This is a genomic window from Kribbella sp. NPDC004536 (assembly GCF_042873835.1).
GTDB lineage: Bacteria > Actinomycetota > Actinomycetes > Propionibacteriales > Kribbellaceae > Kribbella.
Genome location: NZ_JBIALY010000002.1, coordinates 1,456,101 through 1,477,836, shown reverse-complemented (window position 1 = coordinate 1,477,836; position 21,736 = coordinate 1,456,101). Strand labels below are relative to the sequence as shown.

Here is a 21,736-nt window from a genome sequence, read left to right as displayed (position 1 = left end):
TGGTGGGGTGAAGGTGTTGGAGGTTCCGAAGCGGTTGCTGGTTGGGCGGCCGCTGCGGAGTGAGCGGCTGGGCGACACGTTGTTGCCGAAGAAGCTCGCCCTGCCGGTCTTCTGCAGCGACCCGTTGTCCTCGAACGCGTATGCGACCGAGGAGATCCTGCTGATGCTCAGCCTCGGCGGGCTCGCGTTGCTGCAGCTCGCGCCGTGGGTGGCGGCGGTCGTGATCGCCCTGCTGCTCGTGGTCGTCGCGTCGTACCGGCAGACCTGCCACGCCTACCCGAGCGGCGGCGGCGCGTACGCCGTGAGCCGCGCGAATCTCGGCCGGAACGCCTCGCTCGTCGCGGCCAGCGCCCTGCTCGTCGACTACGTGCTGACTGTCGCGGTATCCGTAGCCGCCGGCGTCCAGAACATCGTCTCCGCGATTCCCGCGCTGGGCCCGCACGCGGTGGCGCTGTCGATCGCGATGATCGCCGTCCTGGCCCTGATGAACCTGCGCGGCGTCAAGGAGTCCGGTACGGCGTTCGCCATCCCGACGTACGGCTTCATCGCGGTGGTGCTGGTGATGATCGCGGCAGGCTTCGTGCGCATCCTCGCAGGCGACGCGCCGCGCGCCGAGTCCGCGTCGTACGGCGTCGTCCCGGCGAGCCACGTCACCGGCCTGGCCGTACTACTTCTCGCGATGCGTGCCTTCGCGTCCGGCTGTACGGCGCTCACCGGGGTCGAGGCGGTCAGCAACGGCGTACCGAACTTCAAGCCGCCCAAGAGCCACAACGCGGCCGCGACGCTGGCGATCATGGGCGGGCTGACGGTCACGATGTTCGCCGGCATCACGGTGCTCGCGCTCACCTCGCACGTTCACGTCACGGACAACCCGGCGCGGCTGACCGGCGCCCCGGCCGGGTACGAGCAGCGTACGGTGATCGCGCAAGTGGCCGGTGCGGTGTTCGGCGGGTACAACTCGATCGGGTTCTTCGCGGTGCAGGCGTTCACGGCGGCGATCCTGGTCCTGGCCGCGAACACCGCGTTCAACGGGTTCCCGATCCTGGCCTCGCTGCTCGGGCACGACGGGTTCCTGCCACGGCAGTTCTCCCGGCGCGGAGACCGGCTGGTGTACAGCAACGGCATCGTGATCCTGTCGGCGTTGGCCGGGCTGCTGATCTGGGTCTTCCACGCGAGTACGACGCGGCTGATCCAGCTGTACATCATCGGCGTCTTCGTCTCGTTCACGCTCAGCCAGGCCGGCATGGTGGTGCACTGGACGCGGCTGCTCCGCGAGCCTTCGGCGACGGCGTCGATGCACCGGTCGCGGGCGATCAACGGGTTCGGAGCTGTCTTCACCGCGGTCGTCCTGGTGATCGTGCTGATCACGAAGTTCATGCACGGCGCGTGGATCGTGGTGATCGCGATGCCGGCCGTGTTCGCGCTGATGCGCGGCATCCGCCGGTACTACGACCGCGTCGAGGTCGAGCTGACACCAGGTCCGGGCGGCGTGACGCTGCCGCCGCGGGTGTTCGCGGTCGTCCTGGTCTCGAGGCTGCACACCCCGACCTTGAGAGCACTCGCATACGCGCGAGCGACGCGCCCGACGTCGCTGACCGCGGTGACGGTCGCGACCGATCAGGAGGCGGCCGACGCGCTGCTGCTGGAATGGACCGAGCGAGGACTCCCGGTGCCGTTGAAGGTTCTGCACTCGCCGTACCGCGACGTCACCGGCCCGGTACTGGAATACGTGCGGGACATCCGCCGGTCCAGCCCACGGGATCTGGTCGCGGTGTTCATCCCGGAGTACGTCGTCGGGCACTGGTGGGAGGCTCTGCTGCACAACCAGAGTGCGCTGCGGTTGAAGGCCCGGCTGCTGTTCCAGCCCGGCGTGATGGTGATCAACGTACCGTGGCAGCTGGGCTCTGCGGAGGTTCTCGAGGCGCGGCGGGTCGAGCCGTCCGCGTCTACTGCTCCGATGGATGAGAGGGTCCGGCCCGGGTCTCCCGTGTGACGGTACGACGTGCCACAGTGACATCGTGGAGCAGAACCGCAGGCCGGATGCTGCCGGACGCCCACTCGGCCGGATCCAGTCATCCAGGCACGGACGCCTGGCCCGGCTGTGGACGGGACTCGGCCTGGTGGTCGGATGCCTGCCGGCGCTGACCGTCGCCCTGGTGCCGGTTCGCGACAGTCTGGCGCTGGAGAGCGTGCTGCTGTTGTACCTGCTGCTCGTCGTCCTGATCGCGGTGACCGGCGGCATCCTTCCCGGAGTCGTCGCCGCGCTCGGATCGGTGCTGCTGGCAAACTTCTTCTTTACGACGCCGTACCACACGTTCGCAGTCGAGCAACGCGACAGCATCATTGCCCTGGTCGTGTTCGTGATCGTCGCCCTGACGGTCAGCGTCACGGTCGATCTCGCGGCCAGCCGCCGGATCGCGGCCGCACGCAGCCGCAGCGAGGCCGAGGTACTGTCCAGGGTCACTGTCGAACCGGTGACCGGCGACTCGCTGCTCGCGGTGCTCGAAGAGGTCCGGGACACCTTCGGTATGGACTCGGTCGCGCTGGTCGAACAGGCAGGTGAGGTGGTTGCGCTCGCCGGACCGGCGTTGCGGGGCAGCCCGGTGATCTCGATCCCGGCCCGGGACGGGCTCCGGCTGGTTGCCGAAGGCCCCGAACTGTTCGCCGAGGACCGGAAGCTGCTGACCCGGCTGGCCGGCGCGGCGGCGCGAGCCTTCGAGGACCGGCAACTCGCCGGCCAGGCCGCCCAGGCGCGGCAGCTCGCCGAGGTCGACAAGCTCCGGTCGGCCCTGCTCGCGGCCGTCGGGCACGACCTGCGGACGCCGCTGTCCGGGATCAAGGCCGCCGTTTCGAGCCTCCGGCAGAGCGACATCGTCTGGAGCGCCGAGGAACAGAGCGAACTGCTGGCGACGATCGAGGAGTCCGCGGACCGGCTCGACGACCTGATCGCGAACCTGCTCGCGATGAGCCGCCTGCAGGCCGGGGCGCTGAGCGTCGACCTCCGCCCGCTGGTACTCGACGAGGTGGTCGGCAAGGCGTTGGCCGGGATGCCGCACGATGCCGTCGTGGTCGACGTACCGGACGACCTCCCGCTCGTACTCGCGGACGCCGGCCTGCTCGAGCGGGTGCTCGCCAACCTGGTCGACAACGGCCGTCGCTACGGGACGGAGGCCGTCCGGATCGGTGCGGCGAGCGACGGCGACGTGGTCCGGGTCATGGTGGCCGACAGCGGTCCCGGCGTACCAGCCGGAGACTTCGACCGGATGTTCACCCCGTTCCAGCGGCTCGGAGACAATCCCGCGGACGGCGGCGTCGGGCTCGGCCTGGCGATCGCCCGCGGGTTCACCGAGGCGATGGCCGGAGTACTGACGCCGGCACCGACACCCGGCGGAGGGTTGACGATGACAGTGACGTTGCCGGTGGCCCCATGACCCGCGTACTCATCGTCGACGACGACCGCCAACTGCTCCGCGCGCTGGCCATCAACCTGCGCGCCCGGCAGTACGACGTCGACACCGCCGCGGACGGTGCCAGCGCGCTCGCGTCCGCCAGTACGCATCCGCCGGACCTGGTGATCCTCGACCTCGGGCTGCCGGACCGCAACGGTGTCGAGGTCGTGCACGGTCTGCGTGGCTGGAGTACGGCGTCGATCATCGTGCTCTCGGCCCGGGACAGCCAGGCCGACAAGGTCGCGGCCCTCGACGCGGGCGCTGACGACTACGTCACGAAACCCTTCGGAATGGACGAGCTGCTCGCCCGGATCCGGGCCGCGCTGCGCCGGACGACGTCCGAGACCGGCGCGGCTGTCGTCCGTACGGCGGCCTTCACGATCGACCTCGCCGCGCGACGGGTGACGACCCCCGCAGGCGACGTCCGGCTCACGCCCACCGAGTGGAACCTGCTCGAGATCCTGGTCCGGAATCCGGGAAAGCTGATCGGCCAGAAGCAACTGCTGCGCGACGTCTGGGGTCCTGGGTACGAGGCTGAGACGAACTACCTGCGCGTGTACATGGCGCAGCTGCGGCGCAAGCTCGAGCCCGACCCGTCACGCCCGGACCACTTGATCACCGAGCCGGGCATGGGATACCGGTTCGAGCCATAGTCGTCACAGCGGTGTTAGAGAGGCGTTAGAAAGCGCAGTTCGTGCCTGCGGCGCTGGTTAGGCTCCAGCCAGTGATAGAGACGCGTGAGAACGAGACGGTCGGTGTGCCGCCGGTTACCCACGGCAAGGTGATGGCCTGGCTGTTGCACGACCGGCCCGCCGGGCACCAAGGACCGCATCGGCCGGCGCCTCATCCCACGCACCGCTGGTGGAAGGTCATGTGCCTCACCGGCGTGGACTACTTCTCCACGCTGGGCTACCAGCCCGCGATCGCCGCGGCCGCTGTCGGCTTGTTGTCCCCGGTTGCGACACTCATCTTGGTGTTGTTGACACTGCTAGGGGCCTTGCCTGTGTACCGGCGGGTGGCGGCGGAGAGCCCGCACGGCGAGGGGTCGATCGCGATGCTCGACCGGCTGCTCGGGCGGTGGAAGGGCAAGTTCACGATCCTGGTGCTGCTCGGGTTCATGGCGACCGACTTCATCATCACGATGACGTTGTCGGCGGCGGACGCCACCGCGCACGTCGTCGAGAACCCGTACGTGCCGCAGTGGTTCCACGGCAAGGAGGTGATCATCACCCTCGTCCTGCTGGCGCTGCTCGCGGGCGTGTTCCTGCGCGGCTTCGGCGAGGCGATCGGGATCGCGGTCGCGCTGGTCGTGGTGTACCTCGGGCTGAACTTGGTTGTCGTCGGCAACGCCCTCTGGAACGTGATCACCGCACCCGAGCTGGTGACGAACTGGCGCGGAATGCTGACCACCGAGCACTCGAACATCTGGGTGATGATCGGCATCTCGCTGGTCGTGTTCCCGAAGCTGGCGCTCGGGTTGTCGGGCTTCGAGACCGGCGTCGCGGTGATGCCGCAGGTCGACGGCTCGCCGGACGACGACCCGGCGCGCCCCGCGACGCGGATCCGGAACACCCGCAAGCTGCTCACCACCGCCGCGCTGATCATGAGCGGTTTCCTGATCACCAGCAGTTTCACGACGATCGTGCTGATCCCGCAGGACGAGTTCAAGGACGGCGGCGCCGCGTCCGGCCGGGCGCTCGCGTACCTGGCGCACGAACACCTCGGCAGCGTGTTCGGGACGGTGTACGACGTCAGCACCATCCTCATCCTGTGGTTCGCCGGTGCGTCCGCGATGGCCGGTCTGCTGAACATCGTGCCGCGGTACCTGCCGCGCTACGGCATGGTGCCGGACTGGGCCCGCGCGACCCGCCCGCTGGTGATCGTGTTCGGGCTGATCGCGTTCGTGATCACGCTGCTGTTCAAGGCCGACGTCGACGCGCAGGGCGGCGCGTACGCGACCGGCGTACTGGTGCTGATCATGTCGGCGTCGATCGCGGTCACGCTGTCGGCGCGGCGGAAGCAGGAGAAGTTCCGGACCGTCGGATTCGGCGTGATCAGCCTGGTCCTGCTCTACACGACGGTCGCGAACATCATCGAGCGGCCGGACGGCGTCCAGATCGCGTCGTTCTTCATCGCGGCGATCATCCTCACGTCGCTGATCTCGCGCGCCACCCGGTCGCTGGAGTTGCGGGCGACCGAGGTCAGGTTCGACGCGGAGGCCTGCCGGCTGATCTCGGCGGCCGCCGAGCACGGTGACCTGCGGATCATCGCGAACGAGCCGGACGACCGCGACGAGGCCGAGTACCAGGACAAGGAAGCCGAGCAGCGCGAGATGCGGAACCTCCCGGAGGGGCCGCCGATCCTGTTCCTCGAGGTGACGCTGACCGACGCGTCGCAGTTCGAGACCGAGCTCGACGTCCGCGGTGAGCAGCGCTTCGGGTACAACATCCTGCGCGTCGACAGCCCGAGCGTCCCGAACGCGATCGCCGCCCTGCTGCTGAAGATCCGCGACGACTGGCACGTGATGCCGCACATCTACTTCGCGTGGGCCGAGGGCAACCCGTTCCACTTCCTGTTCCGGTACCTGATCTCCGGGGAGGGCGACGTCCCACCAGTCACCCGCGAGGTTCTCCGCCGCGCCGAACCAACCCGCTCGAACCGCCCCTGGGTACACGTCGGCTGAGGCCCTTACGAATCAGCCCGTCGAGCCGATTGACACCGCCGCAGCACGCGAATGGGCCCGTTCGACAGGAGGTGTCGTCGGCCGGGTAGTGCACCTGAGCGTGATGGCGGACGTGTGTACATCGGCTCACCGGTGCACTACCTGTCGTCCGTGCACACTGAAGGGCATGAGGCTTGAGGTGCTGCATGTCTCGGATTGCCCGCATGTGTGGGCTTTGTTGGATCGGCTGGCTGAGGTGACTGACGTGCGGGTCACGACCCGGCTGATCGAGACGGCTGCGGACGCCGAGCGTTACGGGATGGTGGGGTCGCCGACGTTGTTGGTGGATGGGGTGGATCCGTTCGGCGGCGGTGGGAGGCCGGGTATGTGGTGCCGGCTCGGGGTTCCGTCGGTCGAGGAGTTGAGGGCCGTTACGGCAGGTGGCGGTTGAGGCGTTGGAGCAGCGGGCCGATGACGGGGAGGCGGTGCCAGCCGCGCCCTATTACCAGCTCGCGGGTGCGTCGTACGGCGGTCCGCGCCTGGGTCAACGGGCCGGGACGGAGCTCGTCCTCGCGCTTGCGGCCGCGCTGCCGTAAAGCGACGGTGCACCGCAGGCAGACCTGAACCTCCGGGTGCAGGCCCAGCCCGACCAGTTCGCTGTCGTCACGCTCGGTTCCGCAGCACCAGCATGTACTCACGTCGCCATCATGCGCCGCCGCGTCGTCCGGCGGAAAGCGTAGGTTGGTGGGAGACTGCGAAAAGGGGGTACTGGTAGCGACCGGAGAGCGGTGGAGTGCTATGAGTCTCGCTTACGAAGTCGGTCTTCCGCTGGTGGCGGACGCGGATGTGCACGCGCCCTGGAACGGGCACGACACCCGTGTGCTGATCATGGCGGTGCTCGGTATCGCGATCATCGTGGTGCTGATCGTCGCGTTGAAGGTGCACGCGTTCCTGTCGTTGACGATCGGCGCCTTGTTCGTCGGTGTGGCGTCGGGGATCGGCGCGGGCGCCGTCACGAAGTCGTACGAGAACGGCGTCGGCAGCGTGCTCGGGTACGTCGGCGTACTGATCGCGCTCGGTGCGATGGTCGGCAAGTTGCTGGCCGACTCCGGTGGCGCGGACCAGGTCGTCGACACCCTGCTGCGCGGCCGGCAGGGCGGTCTGCCGTGGAAGATGGCGCTGATCGCGTTCATCATCGGCATCCCGATGTTCTTCGAGATCGGCCTCGTACTGCTGATCCCTGTGGTCGTTCTCGCGGTACGGCGGACCGGTGCGCGCGCCATGCTCCTCGGAATCCCGGCGCTGGCGGGCCTGTCGGTACTGCACGGATTCGTACCACCGCACCCCGGTCCGCTCGCAGCGATCGGCGTACTGAAGGGCAACGTCGGCATCACGCTCGCACTCGGCCTGCTCGTCGCGATCCCGACCGTGATCGTCGCCGGACCGCTGTTCGGCCGGCTGGCCGCGAGGTGGGTGCCGATCGGTGCCGCGGGCGCCGCGCTCGAGGTCGGCTCGGGCCACCACGACTCCGAGCCGGACGGAACCAAGGAAGGGACCCACGGCGCGCCCGCCACCGCACCGCACAACCCCCAGCATGCGGCTCCGCAAGGCACCGTTCAGGAAACGGGGACCGCAACGGGCACGGTGCGGACGCGCACACCCAGCTTCGCCGCGACGCTGACCACGGTACTGCTGCCGGTCGCGCTGATGCTGATCAAGGCCGCGTCGGACGTCTGGATGAGCTCCGACAACGCGATCTACCCGGTGCTGCAGTTCATCGGCGACCCGGTCGTCGCGCTGCTGATCGCGGTACTGGTCGCGATGTACACGTTCGGCACCGCGGTCGGTTTCGGCGTACCGGAGCTGAGCCGCAAGATCGGCGAGAGCTTGCTGCCGATCTCCGGCGTGATGCTGATCGTCGGTGCCGGCGGCGGCTTCAAGCAGGTCCTGGTCGACGGCGGCACCGGTACGGCGATCGCCAAGATCGCGATCGCCGCGAACCTGTCGGCGCTGCTGCTCGGCTGGATCGTCGCCGTCCTGATCCGCCTGGCCACGGGTTCGGCGACGGTCGCCACGGTCACGGCCGCGGGGATCGTCGCTCCGCTCGCGGGCGGTCTGAGTACGACTCACATCGCGCTGGTGGTGCTCGCGATCGGTGCCGGGTCGCTGTTCTTCTCGCACGTCAACGACGCGGGGTTCTGGCTGGTCAAGGAGTACTTCGGGATGACCGTTGGCGAGACCATCAAGACCTGGTCGGTGATGGAGACCGTGATCTCGCTGATGGGGCTCGGTATGACGTTGCTCTTGTCAACTTTCATGTGAGGTCCTGGCGGTACCGCGTCAGCTTGTCCGGATCGATCCCGACGCCGAGCCCGGCGCCGGGCCGGACGGCGAGCGCACCGTCGGTGATCCGCAACGATTCGGCGAGCAGGTCGTCGCTCACGTCCGGGAAGCTCGACAGCTCTCCGGCTCGCTGCGTGGTGAGCCGGAACGCCGTCGCATCCGATCGGAGTATCCGCCGAGCAGTTCGGTCACCGGCAGGTCGAGGGTGCGCCTGAGCGCGTCCTAGACGGCCATGTCGATGGCGGACTTGGCGACCGGGTTGCCGACCGTCCGGTTCGGCCGGGCCATGATCCGATGGGGCAGTTCAGACGACCAGTGCGCTCTGGTGCTGTTCGTGGACCAGTTGCCGGGCGATCGACCCAGGTCCTTCCAGTTGGAAGGTTTGTGGGTCGTCTGGCAGACGGAAGCCGAGGGTCGTGACGGTGTCGAGGCAGCGGGCGTCGCCGAGGATCGCCCAGCTGTTGCGGTAGTCGAGGTCCTCGGCGAGCAACGGTTCGTCGCCCAGCCAGGCGCGGGTGCTGGTGCGCAGGCGGCCGCCGGTCTCGTTCTGGCGTCCCAGCACGATCGATTCGCGCAAGTGCGCGGTACAGCCGGTGGTGAGGCGGGTGGTCGTCGTACGGACGACGTCGGCGCCGGCGGAGACGACGAACGGTTCGGCGTACCAGTGGAGGCTCGCGCCGTCGGCGAGGTCGATGTCGACGTCCCACCGCGCGGAGCCGCCACGCATGCCGTAGGCAACGGTTCCGGCCGTCTCGACGATCTCCAGCCGGACGGCCCCGGCGACCGCGACCTCGATCCGTATCTCGTCACCGGCGAGCAGCAGCGCGCCGGCCTGGACCAGCGCGACCCGCACGACGCCCGGACGGCCGGGGAGCTGGCGCGGCGAGAGGTGGCCGGTCGTCAGCAGGCACCGGTCGCGGACCGGGTCGGCGACGACCTCAATGCGTGTGGACAATGACCTCGCCGTTCTCGCCGGCGTGCGAATGCGGCGCCATCGGGCCGGGATCGACGGGCGTGTGGTGACCCGCGTGCACGGCGTGCCGCATCGAGCGGACCCAGTCCGTGAGGCGTGCTACCGAGGCTGGGTCCTTGCGAGACAGCGCGATCACCGGCTTCCCGTCGCGGGCCGTCTCGGCGTCCTTCACCATCTGCTCGACGTCGACCTCGACGTACGGCGCGAGGTCGGTCTTGTTGACGATCAGCAGGTCGGCGCGCGCGATGCCGGGGCCGCCCTTGCGCGCGACGTCGCCGCCGCCGGCCACGTCGAGTACGAAGATCTGCGCGTCGACGAGTGCGGGGGAGAAGGTCGCGGTCAGGTTGTCGCCGCCGGATTCGACCAGCACCACGTCGAGCGGGGCGAAGTCGCGTTCGAGGTCCTCGACCGCGATCAGGTTCGGCGTGACGTCGTCGCGGATCGCGGTGTGCGGGCAGGCACCGGTCTCCACCGCGCGGATCCGCTCCGGGTCGAGTACGCCGGCCGCCTTGAGCAGGCGCGCGTCCTCGTCGGTGTAGATGTCGTTGGTGATCACGCCGAGCCGGAGCTCCGCGGACAGTTCGCGGCAGACGGTCGCGATCAGCGAACTCTTGCCGGTGCCGACCGGTCCGGCGACACCTAGGCGGAACGAACGGTTTTCAGGCATGGAACAGCCTCATTCTCTCGGTGGCGTGCTGGTGCGCGAACACGTCGATCAGCGGAGCGCCGTCGGCCGGGATCGCGTTCGGTTCGGTGAGCGGTGCGACGTCCTTGACGAGCCGCTCGATGTCGTCGTCGAGCCCGGCGAGCCAGCTCGCGGCGTCGGCCGGGTCGACCGGGAGAAGTTTCAGCGAGGCGGAGACCACGGTCTGCGCATCCTCGTACGCGACGATCCGCGCGAGCTGCTCCGCCGGCAATCCGTTGACCGCGGCAACCACGCCGAGCACGATCGCCCGCGGCACCTCCCCGTCGACCGGCAGATACTCGACAACCCCAGGCCAAACCCGCCGAGCCAACCGCAGCAACAACCGCCCCTGCCGCCGAGACACCCCCCGCAACACATCACTCGGCGTCCGCGCCGCCCAAGCTCGCTCAACCGCCACCCATCCTGGCGCGCCGGCCTGTCCCAGGCCGGCGGCGTCGAGTCGTGAGGATTGGTCGGGTGGACCCAGCCGGAGTCCACGACTCGGCGAGCCCGGCGCGAGCCGTTTCACACGACTCGGCGCGGCCGCGCCCTCGGAGGCCGGGCGACTGGCAGCCGGGCCTTCGGCGGACTGGGCCAGGATGACGTGGCGGGTGACGACGGCGACGGCTGCTTCTACGCGGGTGACTGTGTGGAGTCGGTCCCGGGCGTACTCGACGACGTGTTCAAGGTGGTTGCCGTTGGCACCCAGTCCGGCGCGGACGGCTGCCTCCAGGCCGGCCGACTGGGTGTGGCCGCCGGTCGGTAGGCGACCGTCGGCCAGCATCAGTGCGACCAGCTCGGGTGCGCTCATCAGAACATCGCGTACAGCTGGGCGAGCGGCAGTACCTCGGCCGGCGCGGGTTCGACCAGGTCGCCGTCGACCTTGATCGCGAACGTCTCCGGATCGATGTCGATCGCGGGCAACGCGTCGTTGTTCTTCAGATCCGCCTTCGTGAGCTCGCGCGTCGGCCGTACGCCCAGCAACTGCCGCCGCAACCCGAGCCGGTCGGCCAGACCGTCCTCCAGCGCGGCCGGCGACACGAACGTGTACGACACGTCCGCTCCGATCGCGTCCCCGAACGCGGGCCGCATCAGCACCGGCTGCGGCGTCGGGATCGACGCGTTCGGATCGCCGAGCGCCGCCCAGGCGATCGTGCCGCCCTTGATCACCAGGCTCGGACGCACACCGAAGTACCGCGGGTCCCACAGCGTCAGGTCCGCGAGTTTCCCGGCCTCCACCGAGCCGACCACGTGATCGATGCCGTGGGCAATCGCCGGGTTGATCGTGTACTTCGCGACGTACCGCCGCACCCGCTCGTTGTCCGCGATCTCCCCGAGCGGCCCGCGCCGGTGCTTCATCACGTGCGCGACCTGCCAGGTCCGGGTGATCACTTCGCCGATCCGGCCCATCGCCTGGGCGTCCGACGACGTGACCGAGAGCGCGCCGAGGTCGTGCAGGATGTCCTCGGCCGCGATCGTGGTCGCGCGGATCCGCGACTCCGCGAACGCGAGATCCTCCGGTACTTCCGGGCTGAGGTGGTGGCAGACCATCAGCATGTCGAGGTGCTCGGCGACCGTGTTGACGGTGTGCGGCAGCGTCGGGTTGGTCGAGCCTGGGATGACGTGAGGGTACGACGCGATCGACAGGATGTCCGGCGCGTGGCCGCCGCCCGCGCCCTCGACGTGGAACGCGTGGATCCCGCGGCCGGCGATTGCGTTCAGCGTCGATTCGACGTACCCGGCCTCGTTCAGGCTGTCCGCGTGCAGGGCGACCTGCAGACCCCATTCGTCCGCGGCACGGAGGGCGGAGTCGATCGCGGCCGGGGTCGAACCCCAGTCCTCGTGCACCTTGTACCCGGCCGCGCCCGCGAGCGCCTGCTCGGCGAGTGCCTCCGAGCTGACGGTGTTGCCCTTGCCGAGCAGCAGGATGTTCAGCGGTACGGCGTCCAGCGCGCGATGGATCTGCTGCAGGTGCCATGCGCCGGGCGTGACGGTGGTGGCCTTCGAGCCCTCGCTCGGCCCGGTACCGCCGCCGACGATCGTGGTGATCCCGGTCGCGAGCGCCTCGTGCAGCTGCGACGGCGAGAGCAGGTGTACGTGCGAGTCGATCGCGCCCGCGGTGAGGATGCGGCCTTCGCCCGCGATCACGTCGGTGGACGGGCCGATCCGGAGGTCCGGGTGTACGCCGTCCGCGATGTCGGGGTTCCCGGCCCGCCCGAGTGCCACGATCCGCCCGTCGCGGATGCCGACGTCCGCACGAACGATGCCCCACCAGTCGACCACGAGCACGTTGGTGATCACGGTGTCCGGCGCCCCGTCCGCGCGGGTCGCCGTGCCCTGCGCCATCGACTCCCGGATCGACTTCCCGCCGCCGAACACCACCTCCTCACCACCAACGGTGAGGTCCCGCTCCACCTCTACCCACAGATCCGTGTCCCCAAGCCGAACCTGATCCCCAACGGTCGGCCCGTACAACGCGGCATACGCCGCCCGCGAGAGCTCAACCACGGCGCACCTGACCCAGCTCGGCGTCGGCCGGCGTCTTCACCTGGAGCCCGGGCACGCGCCGGTTCCCGCGCAACGCGACCAGCGCGACCTCCCGCGAGGCGCCCGGCTCGAACCGCTGCGATGTCCCCGACGGAATGTCCAGCCGAAACCCGCGCGCAGCTTCACGGTCGAACTCCAGGGCGGCGTTCGCGTCCGGCAGATGCAGATGCGACCCGATCTGAATCGGCCGATCACCAGCATTCACCACAACCAGCCGCATCCGCTCCCCGTCCGACCGGTCGCCGTTGAGAACGATCGTCCCCGCCCGCACCCGGACCGCCCCAGGCGCGGTTGGCTCAGGTCCGTCGAACGACGCCTGCGAGTCCTCAACCATCGCGTCTGACCTCCTCGAGCTCGTGGCGCCCTGCGCCACTGGTTTCCACCTGCCATGCACCTCGCCGTCGAGGTGTAGTACCTGGTGCGAGTTCGGACGACAGCGATGGCTGAGCCGAAGGGCGACCGGTTCGCGGCACGTCCCGGCCGGGTGTGGTTGCGAGCGGAGGGCTCTGCCTGCTGGTGCTTCGCGCGGGCATGGGGCTCCTCAAATGATCGGGTTGTGGATGGTTACGAGTTTGCGGCCGTCCGGGAAAGTGGCTTCGACCTGTACGTCGTGGAGGAGTTCGGCGACGCCTGGCATCACCTGGTCGCGGGTGAGGACCGTGCGGCCGGACTCCATCAGGTCGGCGACCCGGGCGCCTTCGCGGGCGCGTTCGATCACCCAGGTGCTGAGCAGGGCGACCGTCTCAGGGTGATTGAGCAGGACTCCCCGGGCCAGCCGGTCGCGGGCGACCATGCCGGCCACGGACAGCAGCAACTTCTCGACGTCGGCGGGGGTGAAGTTCATGACTGCAACGGTAGGACGTGGTCGGCGATCTTGTCGGTGCTGAGGCAGAGCGAGCAGACGGCCGCGGCGTGGGTTTCGCAGGCGGTCATGTCGGGGCGCTCGTACTCCTGCCTGCACACGTGGCAGGTGAGGACCTCGCCGGACGGGTTGCCGTGTTCGTCGAACATCGGGAGGTCCAGGCCGTCGTCGGTGCGGCGGAGGTAGTACTTCCCGCGCGTGATGACGGCCAGCACCGGCGGCAGTACGAGCGCGAGGCCGATCGCGACGAGCGGCGAGTACGGCTTGATGCCGGAGCCGAGGCCGCCGAAGAAGACGACGATCGACACGCCGGCCGCGACCGCCATCGACACGAACCCGACCGGGTTCACCGCGTACAGCATCCCGCGCCGGAACTCCGGCTCGCGCGGCGACAGCTTGAGCAGGTACTTGTTGAACACGATGTCCGACGCGACCACCACGATCCACGCCATCCCGCAGTTCGCGTAGAACCCGAGGATGGTGTTGAGGAAGTCGAACATGTTCGCCTCCATCAGCACCAGCGCGATCACCAGGTTGAACCCGAGGAACACCAGCCGGCCGGGGTAGTGCCGGGTCAGCCGGGTGTACGAGTTCGTCCAGGCCAGCGAACCGGAGTACGCGTTCGTGACGTTGATCTTCACCTGGGAGATGACGACGAGTACGACGGCCAGCGTCATCGCCAGCCAGCCGGGCAGGAAGCCGCGGTAGATCTCCAGGAACTGGTGCACCGGCTGGTTCGCGATCGCCGTACCGCCGTCGACCTGGGCGATGATGTAGACCGCGAGGAACAGCCCGATGACCTGCTTGAGCGCGCCGAAGATGACCCAGCCCGGTCCGGCGAGCAGTACGGCGGTCCACCAGCGGCGCGAGTTCTCCGGGGTCTTCGGCGGCATGAACCGCAGGTAGTCGATCTGTTCGGCGATCTGCGCGATCAGCGACAGGCACACGCCGGCGGCGAGCAGCATCGAGCCGAAGTCGGCGTCCGGACCGTACGAGAAGAACGTCGACACCGACGACGGGTGCGAGATCAGCAGGTAGCAGAACGGCAGCACCATCAGGATCAGCCACAGCGGCGTCGTCCACACCTGCAACGTCGACAGCACCTTCATGCCGTAGATCACCAGCGGGAAGATCACCAGCGTGGACACGGCGTACCCGAGCCACAGTGGTACGTGCAGCCCGAGGTGCAGGCCCTGCGCCATGATCGAGCCTTCGAGCGCGAAGAAGATGAACGTGAACGACGCGAAGATCACGTTCGTGACGACCGAGCCGTAGTACCCGAAGCCGCTGCCGCGGGTGATCAGGTCGAGGTCGATGTTGTACCGCGCGGCGTAGTACGCCAGCGGCAGGCCGGTCGCGAAGATCACCACGGCGAAGATCGCGATGCCCCAGAGCGCGTTCGTGGTCCCGTACGAGATCCCGATGTTCGCGCCGATCGCGAAGTCGGCGAGGTACGCGATCCCGCCGAGGGCCGAGACGGCGACCACGCCGGTCGACCACTTGCGGTAACTGCGCGGCGCGAACCGCAGCGTGTAGTCCTCGAGCGTCTCGCGGGTCGCGGTGGTTGCAGCGGGGGAGGCAGCGGGTGAGGCGGGTGTGTGGTGGTCGAGCGAGGGTTCAACGGTCATGGCGGAACTCCTGCGGCACCTTCGGGCGAGCGGTGCTCCGGCGGGCCGGCCACGCTGCCGGCGGGGGGATGCACCCGAATGGAAGGAACCTAGGAACGCCGTGTTACCGCAGTGTTGCCGAGCTGCTAAGTTCCTGTATTTCCATCTGGAAGTACTTTGAAAGTAATCCCTCGAGCTCGCGCTGGGTCTCGGCGAGCCGGTCGGCGACCGTGCCGCCCACCGGCGAGAGTGCGGTGAGGACCCGCCGCTTGTCACTGGGGTGGACGCGGCGCAGCACCAGGCCGCGTTCGACCAGTTTGTCGACGTGCCGGGTGAGGCTGGCGGCCGGCAGCACGGCAGACTGTGCCAGCACCGACATCGGCTGTCCGGGCTCGGTGCGCAGGGCGGCCATGATCTGCCACTGCTCGACCGTCAGCCCGAACTCGCCGAGTAACGGCTGCAGACCTCGCTCGAGCTCTCGCTCGATACGCTTCAGCAGCAGAAGCACGTCGCACCCCCTCCTCGGGTTCCAGGTGCTGGGAAATATAACCGGTGGATCACAGTTCCACCGCATTGTCGGACAGACTGGCCAGGACCGGAGGAGGTGTCAGAGGTGGCCGTGCGGCGTACCGACGTACTCCCGATCGCCTTCGTGGTGCCGCGGCAGGGCCCGACCGGGATCTACGGGCCGTCCTGTCTCGCGTGCGGTCAGCTCGCCGTCGAGCAGCTCAACGCGGGGAACGGGATCGCCGGGCGCCGGGTGGAGCTCGTCCAGGTGGACGCGGGCCGCGCGCCGGAGGTCGTCGCCGAGGAGGTCGGGCGGCTGGTCGACTCGGGCCAGGTCGAGGCGGTCGCCGGGTGGCACATCTCAGCTGTACGGGTCGCGTTGACGCGGCGGATCGGCGGGCGGGTCGTGTACGCGTTCGCCGCGATGCACGAGGGCGGAGACGACACCCCGGGCGTGTTCATGCTGGGGGAGCGGCCGGTGAACCAGTTGCTTCCGGCGACACATTGGTTGCGCGAGCACCGTGGTGCGCGACGATGGGTTGTCGTCGGCAACGACTACGTGTACCCGCGGGTGACCGGCTCGGTCGCGCGGGAGGCCTTGCAGGGAACGGGCTCCGAGATCGTGCACTCGGAGTACGTGCCGCTCGGTACGTCGGACTTCCGCGAGGTGATCAGCGGGCTGCGGGCAACGGATGCCGACGGGGTGATCATGTTGCTGATGGGCCAGGACGCTGTGCATTTCAACCGGCAGTTCGCGGCCGGCGGGTTGAGTGAGCGGATGCTGCGGCTGAGCACGGCGATCGAAGAGAACACGCTGCTCGGCGCTGGGCCCGGGGCGAACCACGGGGTGTACGCGGCCGCGGCGTACTTCGACAAGTTGGCGACTGTCGAGGGAAGCGAGTTCGCCAGGCAGTACTACGCCCGTTTCGGGGCGTTCGCGCCGGCGCTGAATGCGGTGGGGGAGTCGTGTTACGAGGCGATCCGGTTCCTGGCCCGGCTCGGCGAGGTGAGCGGCTCGATCGCGATGTCGGCCGGCCTGCCGACGGGGCACTTCTACGACAGCCCGCGCGGCCTGCTCCGCCTCGACGGCAACTTGGTGGACCAGGACGTGTACCTCGCGGCCGCGGACGGGCTCGAGTTCCGGATCGAGGAGCAGATCGCCTACCTCGCCTAGCCCCAGGTGTTCGCGACCGGCCTCGGCATGTATTTCTGACCACCCCTCGGCGCTCTTCTCACACGTGACGAGGACTGCAGTGGTGGTCGGCGGCGGGATCGTGGGGCTCGCGGTGGCGCGGAGCCTCCAGCGGCGCGACCCCGGTACGCCGGTGGTGGTACTCGAGAAGGAGCCCGCCGTAGGCGCCCACCAGACGGGCCACAACTCCGGCGTCGTCCACTCCGGCCTGTACTACCGCCCAGGTTCCCTCAAGGCCCGATTCGCGGTCGAGGGCGGTACGGCGCTGCGCGAGTACTGCGAACAGAAGGGCATCCCGCTCGACGTACCGGGCAAGCTGGTGGTCGCCACCACCGAGGCGGAGCTCCCGCAGCTCGACCGGCTGTACGGGATCGGGCAGCAGAACGGCGTACCGGTCCGGCGCCTCACGCTCGCAGAGATCGCCGAACGCGAACCCCATCTTCGCGTGAGAGGCGCGCTCGCCGTCGACTCCACCGGGCGCGTCGACTACAGGCTCGTCGCCGCCGCGCTCGCCGACGACGTCCTGGCGGCGGGTGGCGAGATCCGCACGGGCGTATCGGTCACCGCAGTCGAGAACGCCCAGACCGTCCTCGTTCGTACGACGGACGACGTCATCGAGGCGGACCGGGTCGCGGTCTGTGCCGGCCTGCACAGTGACCGGATCGCGCGGGCTTCCGGGCTCGAACCAGGCGTGCGGATCCTCCCGTTCCGCGGCGAGTTCAGCGAGCTGGTCCCGGAGCGCGCGGACCTGGTCAAAGGCCTCGTCTATCCGGTGCCCGACCCGGACCTGCCGTTCCTCGGCGTGCACCTGACCCGCGGTATCGACGGCACCGTCCACATCGGGCCCAACGCCGTACCCGCCCTGGCCCGCGAGGGGTACTCGTGGGGGAAGATCGTGCCGCGGGACGTGTGGGAGTCGGCGATGTACCGCGGTTCGTGGCGACTCGCCCGCCGGTACGCCCGGACCGGCGCGAAGGAGATCGCGCGGTCGCTGACCGGGCGAGCCCTGGTGAAGGAGGCCCGGCGGATGTTGCCGGAGCTGAAGGTGTCCGACGTACGGCGATCAGGCGCGGGCGTCCGCGCCCAGGCCGTGACGCGGGACGGAAAGCTCGTCGACGACTTCCTGTTCCTCCGCGACGGCCGCGCGCTGCACGTCCTCAACGCCCCGTCCCCCGCCGCGACAGCCTGCCTGGTAATCGGCGACCGCATCGCCGAGGAACTCTGCCTGGATGCTCAGCACTGAGTGAACTTCACGGCTGTGCAACACCTGGGCAATCTGGGTCCGGGATCGTTGGTGGCATGGAATCGTTGCGTACGACGCTCACCGGCGGCACAGCCTGTGACGTGTGTGGAAGGCTGCCTCACCCGCGGCGGCTCCGCCTGACGCTGGCGAAACTCGTGGCGATCGCGCCGGTAGAGCTCGCCCTGCACGCGGTGGTGCTGGCGGCGCACCCGCCGTACCTCGTGTCCGTCGCCGTACTCGCGAGCGTGACGACGGCGCTGGTGATCTGGGTCGTGGAACCGTCGACGATGCGATTGCTGTCATCGTGGCTGCACGCGCCGAAGATCCGGCCGCGGCAGGGGATCGGGACGTTGTGGCGGATCCGCGTGACGCTCGACGACCGGGCCGGCTCGCTGGAGAGCGTGACCCGGCGGCTCGCCGTACTCGACGCGAACATCCTCGGTCTGCACGTCCATCCGATCGACGACGGCGTCCGCGACGAGCTGGTGGTGTCGACGCCGGACGAGCTGACGGCGGCCGAGCTGGAGGATGCGGTCGAGGCGGCTGGTGGACGCGACACCCACGTCTGGCCGACGACTGCGCTCGCGTTGGTGGACGGTCAGACCAAGGCGTTGAGCCTGTCGGCGCGGGTCGTTGCGGATCCGGCCGAGCTCCCGCACGCGGTCGCCGAGCTGTTGGGAGCGCGGTTGGTCACGGACCGGGCGGCGCTGGCCGGCCAGCTGCCCGGAGACCTGCTCAAGGTGCCGTCCCCGTGGACGGGCCTGTTCGTGTTCAGCCGGCCCGGCGAGCCGTTCACCCCGGCCGAGTCCGCCCGGGCACACCGCTTGGCGGAGTTGGCGGAGGCCGCGCAAACGATCAGCCGCTGAGCGCTACGCGGCGGGACGCCTGGCCAGGAGGTGCCCCTCGGCGCGCAGGCTCAGGTAGCAGAGGCCTGCCAGCGGAACGGGTGCCCAGAATTGCAGGAGCCGCCACGACAGGACCGCGATGACGGCGACCTCTCCAGGTACGCCGTACCCGAGCAGGGTCGAGATCGCGATTCCTTCCACGACCGCGATCCCGCCAGGAGTGAGCGGTACGACGGCGGCCAGGTTCGCGGCGCAGTACGCGAGCAGCACCGGCACCGGGCTGATCGGATCGCCGTACGCCGCCAAGAACGTCCACAGCACGGCCGCGTCGAGGACCCAGTTGAGCGTCGCCCACACGAGGAACGCCTTGCGCACCTCACGATCGGCGACGAGATCACGCAGCCGACGCGCGACCGACGCGACCCACGGCCGGATCCGTGCCGGTAGGTGCCGCAAGGTGCCGCGCAGCAGCCGGGCGGAAAGGCGCTCGATGCGGGAGTGCTCGCGGTCCGCGAGTACGCCGCTGGCGAGCGCGACCAAGCCGACCAGGAACAGGGCCAGGTACGCCGGTGTCGCGTCCCGCAGGATCAGCGCCGGGATCGTGGTCACCCAGGCGACCAGAAGGAGCGCGAGCGGGGACCCTATCGCCTGCGCGGTGACTATCGCGGTCACGTCGGTCGGCCGCGCCCCACCGCTGGTCAGCAGCCGGAACCGGAGCGCGGTCGCCGTGGCGGCGCCGCCCGGTACGACATGGCTCACGCCGTACCCAGTGAGGTCGGAGCGGAGGATCCACGAGAACCGTACGCCGGACAGCAGTGCGCGGCTGAACAGCGAGTAGCAGACCAGGCTGGCAGCCTCGAGCACGACCGCGGTGACGACCCAGATCGGGTTCAGGTGCGCGAGCCGGTCGAGGGACTCGCGGGCCATCGCGAGCTTCGGGAGGACGACGTACTCGACGAGTGCGACGAGAACGACGAGCGAGACGGCCGTCCAGAGCCGGCGGTACCAGGCAGGCCGGGACCTGGCCCGCCCGGACCGGGTCGCTGTTCGCATCGGGTGCTCCTTCCGGACTCCAGTGTGCCCAATCGGCTCCGGGTGTCGAACTGGGGCTACCTTGTTCGTCGCGTTGGTGAGAGGCCGTCCAGGAGGGGCGGTGTCCCGACCCGAGGAGCTGACGACGATGCGCCACCCCCAGGCCAAGGTCCACCGCGTGTTCGAGCTGATCGAACCGATCGCGACCGTGACGTTCTCCGAGGTACCGACCGAGGCGTTCCTGGCGATCGGCATGCGCAACTACTGGGACGGGTACTTCGCGGGCCGCGCCGCCCCGCTCGGGTACGCCCCGGCCGAGGTGGTGCACGCGGTGTTCTACAACTTCGCCGATGGCGAGGTGGCGCGGCACATCCCGTGGGTGTGGGGGAAGACCACGCCGGAGGAGGCTCTCGCTGTTCGTGAGCAAGGCAGCACGGCCGCGTTGCGACAGGCAGTGGGTAACCTCGCGGATGCGCCCGAGCTGGCGCGGGTCGCCGATCTCGCCACGAAGGCGGCTGTGAGCGCGCCGACCGAGGGACGGGTGTTGTACGCCGGCCTCCGGGCGCTCGCCGTACCCACCGAGCCGCTGGCCAGGCTGTGGCACACGACGACGATGCTGCGTGAGCACCGTGGTGACGGGCACAACCTCCTACTGGCGGCCCACGGTGTCGGTGGCACGGAGGCGCATGTGCTGATGGCGCTGGCCGCCGGCATGCGCGCGGAGGAGTTCGGCCGGGTTCACCACCTGCCGAAGGCGCAACTGTCCGCCGTCGTCGACGGGCTGCGCGACCGCGGTCTGGTGGATGCCGACGGCGGGTTCACCGACGCCGGGCGGGAGCTCAAGGAGCGGATCGAGGCACTCACCGACGAGTTGGCGGCGCCCGCGTACGACGTACTCACCGCGGCCGAACTCGACGAGCTGATCGCCGGCCTTGAGCCGTACGCGACCGCCGTGCACGCGGCTGACCTCTGAGCAATTCAGCCGCCGGTCGCCGCGGCTGGGATGACGGCGACCGGACAGTCGGCGTGGTGCAGTACGGTCTGGCTGACCGAGCCGATGAGCATGCCGGCGAAGCCGCCGCGGCCGCGGGCACCGAGCACGATCAGGGCCGCGTCCGACGCGAGCCGCAGGATGTGCTCGGCGGGGTGCCCGGTGATCTGGATCAGCTCCGCATCGCGGCCGCCGTGGGCCTGGACGGCGGCGCGTAGTTCGTCCTCGGTGATCCGGTGCAGCTCGGTCCCCTCCGGCTGGGCGGCGACCACCCGGACGCCGAGATCGTGGCGGCGCGCGTGCTCGATCCCGAAGGCGAGCGCCTCGTCGGCTGTCGGTGAGCCGTCGTACCCGATCACGACCCGTACGCCCGTCGTCGAGCCAAGGTCAGGGCGGACCACGATCACCGGGCAGCGGGCGTTCGCGGCCAGGTCGAGCCCGGTGGAGCCGACGAGAGCGCCGGCCATCAGACCGAGCCCGCGGCTGCCGATCACGACGACCGCTGCCGTCCCCGACGCCTTCACCAGGGCAGCGGACGGCGAGCCGCTCTCGATACGCGAGTCGATCACGATCCCGGACGCCGACCCGCGCGCCTGCTCGACTGCCTTGTGGATGACGTCGCCGGCCTGCGCGGGCGAGCTGCCCGGCGTGAGGGCGTACACCAGGTGCAGCGGGCTGCGCAGCGCGGCGGCCTCCTTCGCACCCCAGCTGATCGCGACCGACGCGGCAGGCGAACCGTCGACACCGACAACCACGGGCTTGTGCTTCATACCGAATCCACCTCCGTGTCCCAGCATC

At 69.5% G+C, this 21,736-nt stretch carries 22 protein-coding genes; 10 read left to right on the top strand and 12 right to left on the bottom strand.

Annotated elements, in window-relative coordinates; all coding sequences use genetic code 11:
• Window positions 1-7: 7 nt before the first annotated feature.
• From ACFYRU_RS21865 to ACFYRU_RS21845, 5 genes are all read left to right on the top strand, one after another.
• Window positions 8-1,993 (top strand): APC family permease, encoded by a 1,986-nt coding sequence (locus ACFYRU_RS21865; RefSeq protein ID WP_387661777.1) that lies wholly within the window; start codon window positions 8-10, stop codon window positions 1,991-1,993.
• Between the two features lie 25 nt (window positions 1,994-2,018).
• On the top strand, window positions 2,019-3,431 hold the full coding sequence (locus ACFYRU_RS21860; RefSeq protein WP_387661775.1) for a DUF4118 domain-containing protein: 1,413 nt from the start codon (window positions 2,019-2,021) through the stop codon (window positions 3,429-3,431).
• Window positions 3,428-4,102 (top strand): response regulator, encoded by a 675-nt coding sequence (locus ACFYRU_RS21855; RefSeq protein ID WP_387661773.1) that lies wholly within the window; start codon window positions 3,428-3,430, stop codon window positions 4,100-4,102. The genes ACFYRU_RS21860 and ACFYRU_RS21855 overlap by 4 nt, the downstream gene beginning before the upstream one ends.
• A 71-nt stretch (window positions 4,103-4,173) precedes the next feature.
• Window positions 4,174-6,132 carry an amino acid transporter gene (locus ACFYRU_RS21850; protein WP_387661771.1) on the top strand — a complete coding sequence of 653 codons (1,959 nt, stop codon included), beginning with the start codon at window positions 4,174-4,176 and terminating at the stop codon, window positions 6,130-6,132.
• A 166-nt stretch (window positions 6,133-6,298) separates the two neighbouring features.
• Window positions 6,299-6,562, top strand: coding sequence for a thioredoxin family protein (locus ACFYRU_RS21845; RefSeq protein WP_387661769.1), 264 nt, complete (start codon window positions 6,299-6,301; stop codon window positions 6,560-6,562).
• Here the strand turns inward: ACFYRU_RS21845 and ACFYRU_RS21840 are convergent.
• Complete coding sequence (locus ACFYRU_RS21840; protein WP_387661767.1) at window positions 6,543-6,809, bottom strand: hypothetical protein; 267 nt, start codon at window positions 6,807-6,809, stop codon at window positions 6,543-6,545. The two genes, ACFYRU_RS21845 and ACFYRU_RS21840, sit on opposite strands and share 20 nt — an antisense overlap.
• A 190-nt stretch (window positions 6,810-6,999) precedes the next feature.
• Between ACFYRU_RS21840 and ACFYRU_RS21835 the strand changes: the two genes are divergently transcribed.
• Entirely contained in the window at window positions 7,000-8,433 is a 1,434-nt protein-coding gene (locus ACFYRU_RS21835; RefSeq protein ID WP_387662927.1) for an SLC13 family permease, read from the top strand.
• On the opposite strand, the gene ACFYRU_RS21830 is transcribed toward ACFYRU_RS21835, so the two are convergent.
• The 9 genes from ACFYRU_RS21830 to ACFYRU_RS21790 all read right to left on the bottom strand — a co-directional run bounded on the left by ACFYRU_RS21830 (window position 8,426) and on the right by ACFYRU_RS21790 (window position 15,636).
• Window positions 8,426-8,554, bottom strand: a complete 129-nt coding sequence (locus ACFYRU_RS21830; protein ID WP_387661765.1) for a hypothetical protein — start codon at window positions 8,552-8,554, stop codon at window positions 8,426-8,428. The two genes, ACFYRU_RS21835 and ACFYRU_RS21830, sit on opposite strands and share 8 nt — an antisense overlap.
• A gap of 204 nt (window positions 8,555-8,758) precedes the next feature.
• The gene (locus ACFYRU_RS21825) at window positions 8,759-9,409 is read right to left on the bottom strand and encodes an urease accessory protein UreD (RefSeq protein WP_387661763.1); all 651 of its coding nucleotides are present in this window, start codon (window positions 9,407-9,409) and stop codon (window positions 8,759-8,761) included.
• Window positions 9,393-10,094 (bottom strand): urease accessory protein UreG, encoded by a 702-nt coding sequence (gene ureG / locus ACFYRU_RS21820; protein WP_387661761.1) that lies wholly within the window; start codon window positions 10,092-10,094, stop codon window positions 9,393-9,395. The genes ACFYRU_RS21825 and ureG overlap by 17 nt, the downstream gene beginning before the upstream one ends.
• Window positions 10,087-10,923 (bottom strand): urease accessory protein UreF, encoded by an 837-nt coding sequence (locus ACFYRU_RS21815; protein WP_387661760.1) that lies wholly within the window; start codon window positions 10,921-10,923, stop codon window positions 10,087-10,089. Before ACFYRU_RS21815 ends, ureG begins: the two co-directional genes overlap by 8 nt.
• On the bottom strand, window positions 10,923-12,620 hold the full coding sequence (locus ACFYRU_RS21810) for an urease subunit alpha (RefSeq protein WP_387661758.1): 1,698 nt from the start codon (window positions 12,618-12,620) through the stop codon (window positions 10,923-10,925). The genes ACFYRU_RS21815 and ACFYRU_RS21810 overlap by 1 nt, the downstream gene beginning before the upstream one ends.
• Complete coding sequence (gene ureB / locus ACFYRU_RS21805) at window positions 12,613-12,993, bottom strand: urease subunit beta (RefSeq protein WP_387661757.1); 381 nt, start codon at window positions 12,991-12,993, stop codon at window positions 12,613-12,615. Before ureB ends, ACFYRU_RS21810 begins: the two co-directional genes overlap by 8 nt.
• A 207-nt stretch (window positions 12,994-13,200) precedes the next feature.
• On the bottom strand, window positions 13,201-13,503 hold the full coding sequence (locus tag ACFYRU_RS21800) for an urease subunit gamma (RefSeq protein ID WP_387661755.1): 303 nt from the start codon (window positions 13,501-13,503) through the stop codon (window positions 13,201-13,203).
• On the bottom strand, window positions 13,500-15,149 hold the full coding sequence (locus tag ACFYRU_RS21795; protein ID WP_387661753.1) for a purine-cytosine permease family protein: 1,650 nt from the start codon (window positions 15,147-15,149) through the stop codon (window positions 13,500-13,502). The genes ACFYRU_RS21800 and ACFYRU_RS21795 overlap by 4 nt, the downstream gene beginning before the upstream one ends.
• Before the next feature lie 103 nt (window positions 15,150-15,252).
• Complete coding sequence (locus tag ACFYRU_RS21790; protein WP_387661752.1) at window positions 15,253-15,636, bottom strand: MarR family winged helix-turn-helix transcriptional regulator; 384 nt, start codon at window positions 15,634-15,636, stop codon at window positions 15,253-15,255.
• A 105-nt stretch (window positions 15,637-15,741) separates the two neighbouring features.
• Here ACFYRU_RS21790 and ACFYRU_RS21785 point away from each other — a divergent pair, with 105 nt between their 5' ends.
• From ACFYRU_RS21785 to ACFYRU_RS21775, 3 genes are all read left to right on the top strand, one after another.
• Window positions 15,742-16,809, top strand: a complete 1,068-nt coding sequence (locus tag ACFYRU_RS21785) for a substrate-binding domain-containing protein (RefSeq protein WP_387661750.1) — start codon at window positions 15,742-15,744, stop codon at window positions 16,807-16,809.
• 64 nt (window positions 16,810-16,873) lie between these two features.
• Complete coding sequence (gene lhgO / locus ACFYRU_RS21780; protein ID WP_387661748.1) at window positions 16,874-18,070, top strand: L-2-hydroxyglutarate oxidase; 1,197 nt, start codon at window positions 16,874-16,876, stop codon at window positions 18,068-18,070.
• Between the two features lie 56 nt (window positions 18,071-18,126).
• Window positions 18,127-18,936, top strand: coding sequence for an amino acid-binding protein (locus tag ACFYRU_RS21775; RefSeq protein ID WP_387661747.1), 810 nt, complete (start codon window positions 18,127-18,129; stop codon window positions 18,934-18,936).
• A gap of 3 nt (window positions 18,937-18,939) precedes the next feature.
• On the opposite strand, the gene ACFYRU_RS21770 is transcribed toward ACFYRU_RS21775, so the two are convergent.
• Complete coding sequence (locus tag ACFYRU_RS21770; protein ID WP_387661746.1) at window positions 18,940-19,968, bottom strand: YbhN family protein; 1,029 nt, start codon at window positions 19,966-19,968, stop codon at window positions 18,940-18,942.
• Window positions 19,969-20,068: 100 nt separating this feature from the next.
• On the opposite strand from ACFYRU_RS21770, the gene ACFYRU_RS21765 reads away from it, so the two are divergent.
• Window positions 20,069-20,920, top strand: coding sequence for a MarR family winged helix-turn-helix transcriptional regulator (locus ACFYRU_RS21765; RefSeq protein WP_387661744.1), 852 nt, complete (start codon window positions 20,069-20,071; stop codon window positions 20,918-20,920).
• Between the two features lie 5 nt (window positions 20,921-20,925).
• On the opposite strand, the gene ACFYRU_RS21760 is transcribed toward ACFYRU_RS21765, so the two are convergent.
• Window positions 20,926-21,708, bottom strand: a complete 783-nt coding sequence (locus tag ACFYRU_RS21760; RefSeq protein ID WP_387661742.1) for a universal stress protein — start codon at window positions 21,706-21,708, stop codon at window positions 20,926-20,928.
• Window positions 21,709-21,736: the final 28 nt, after the last annotated feature.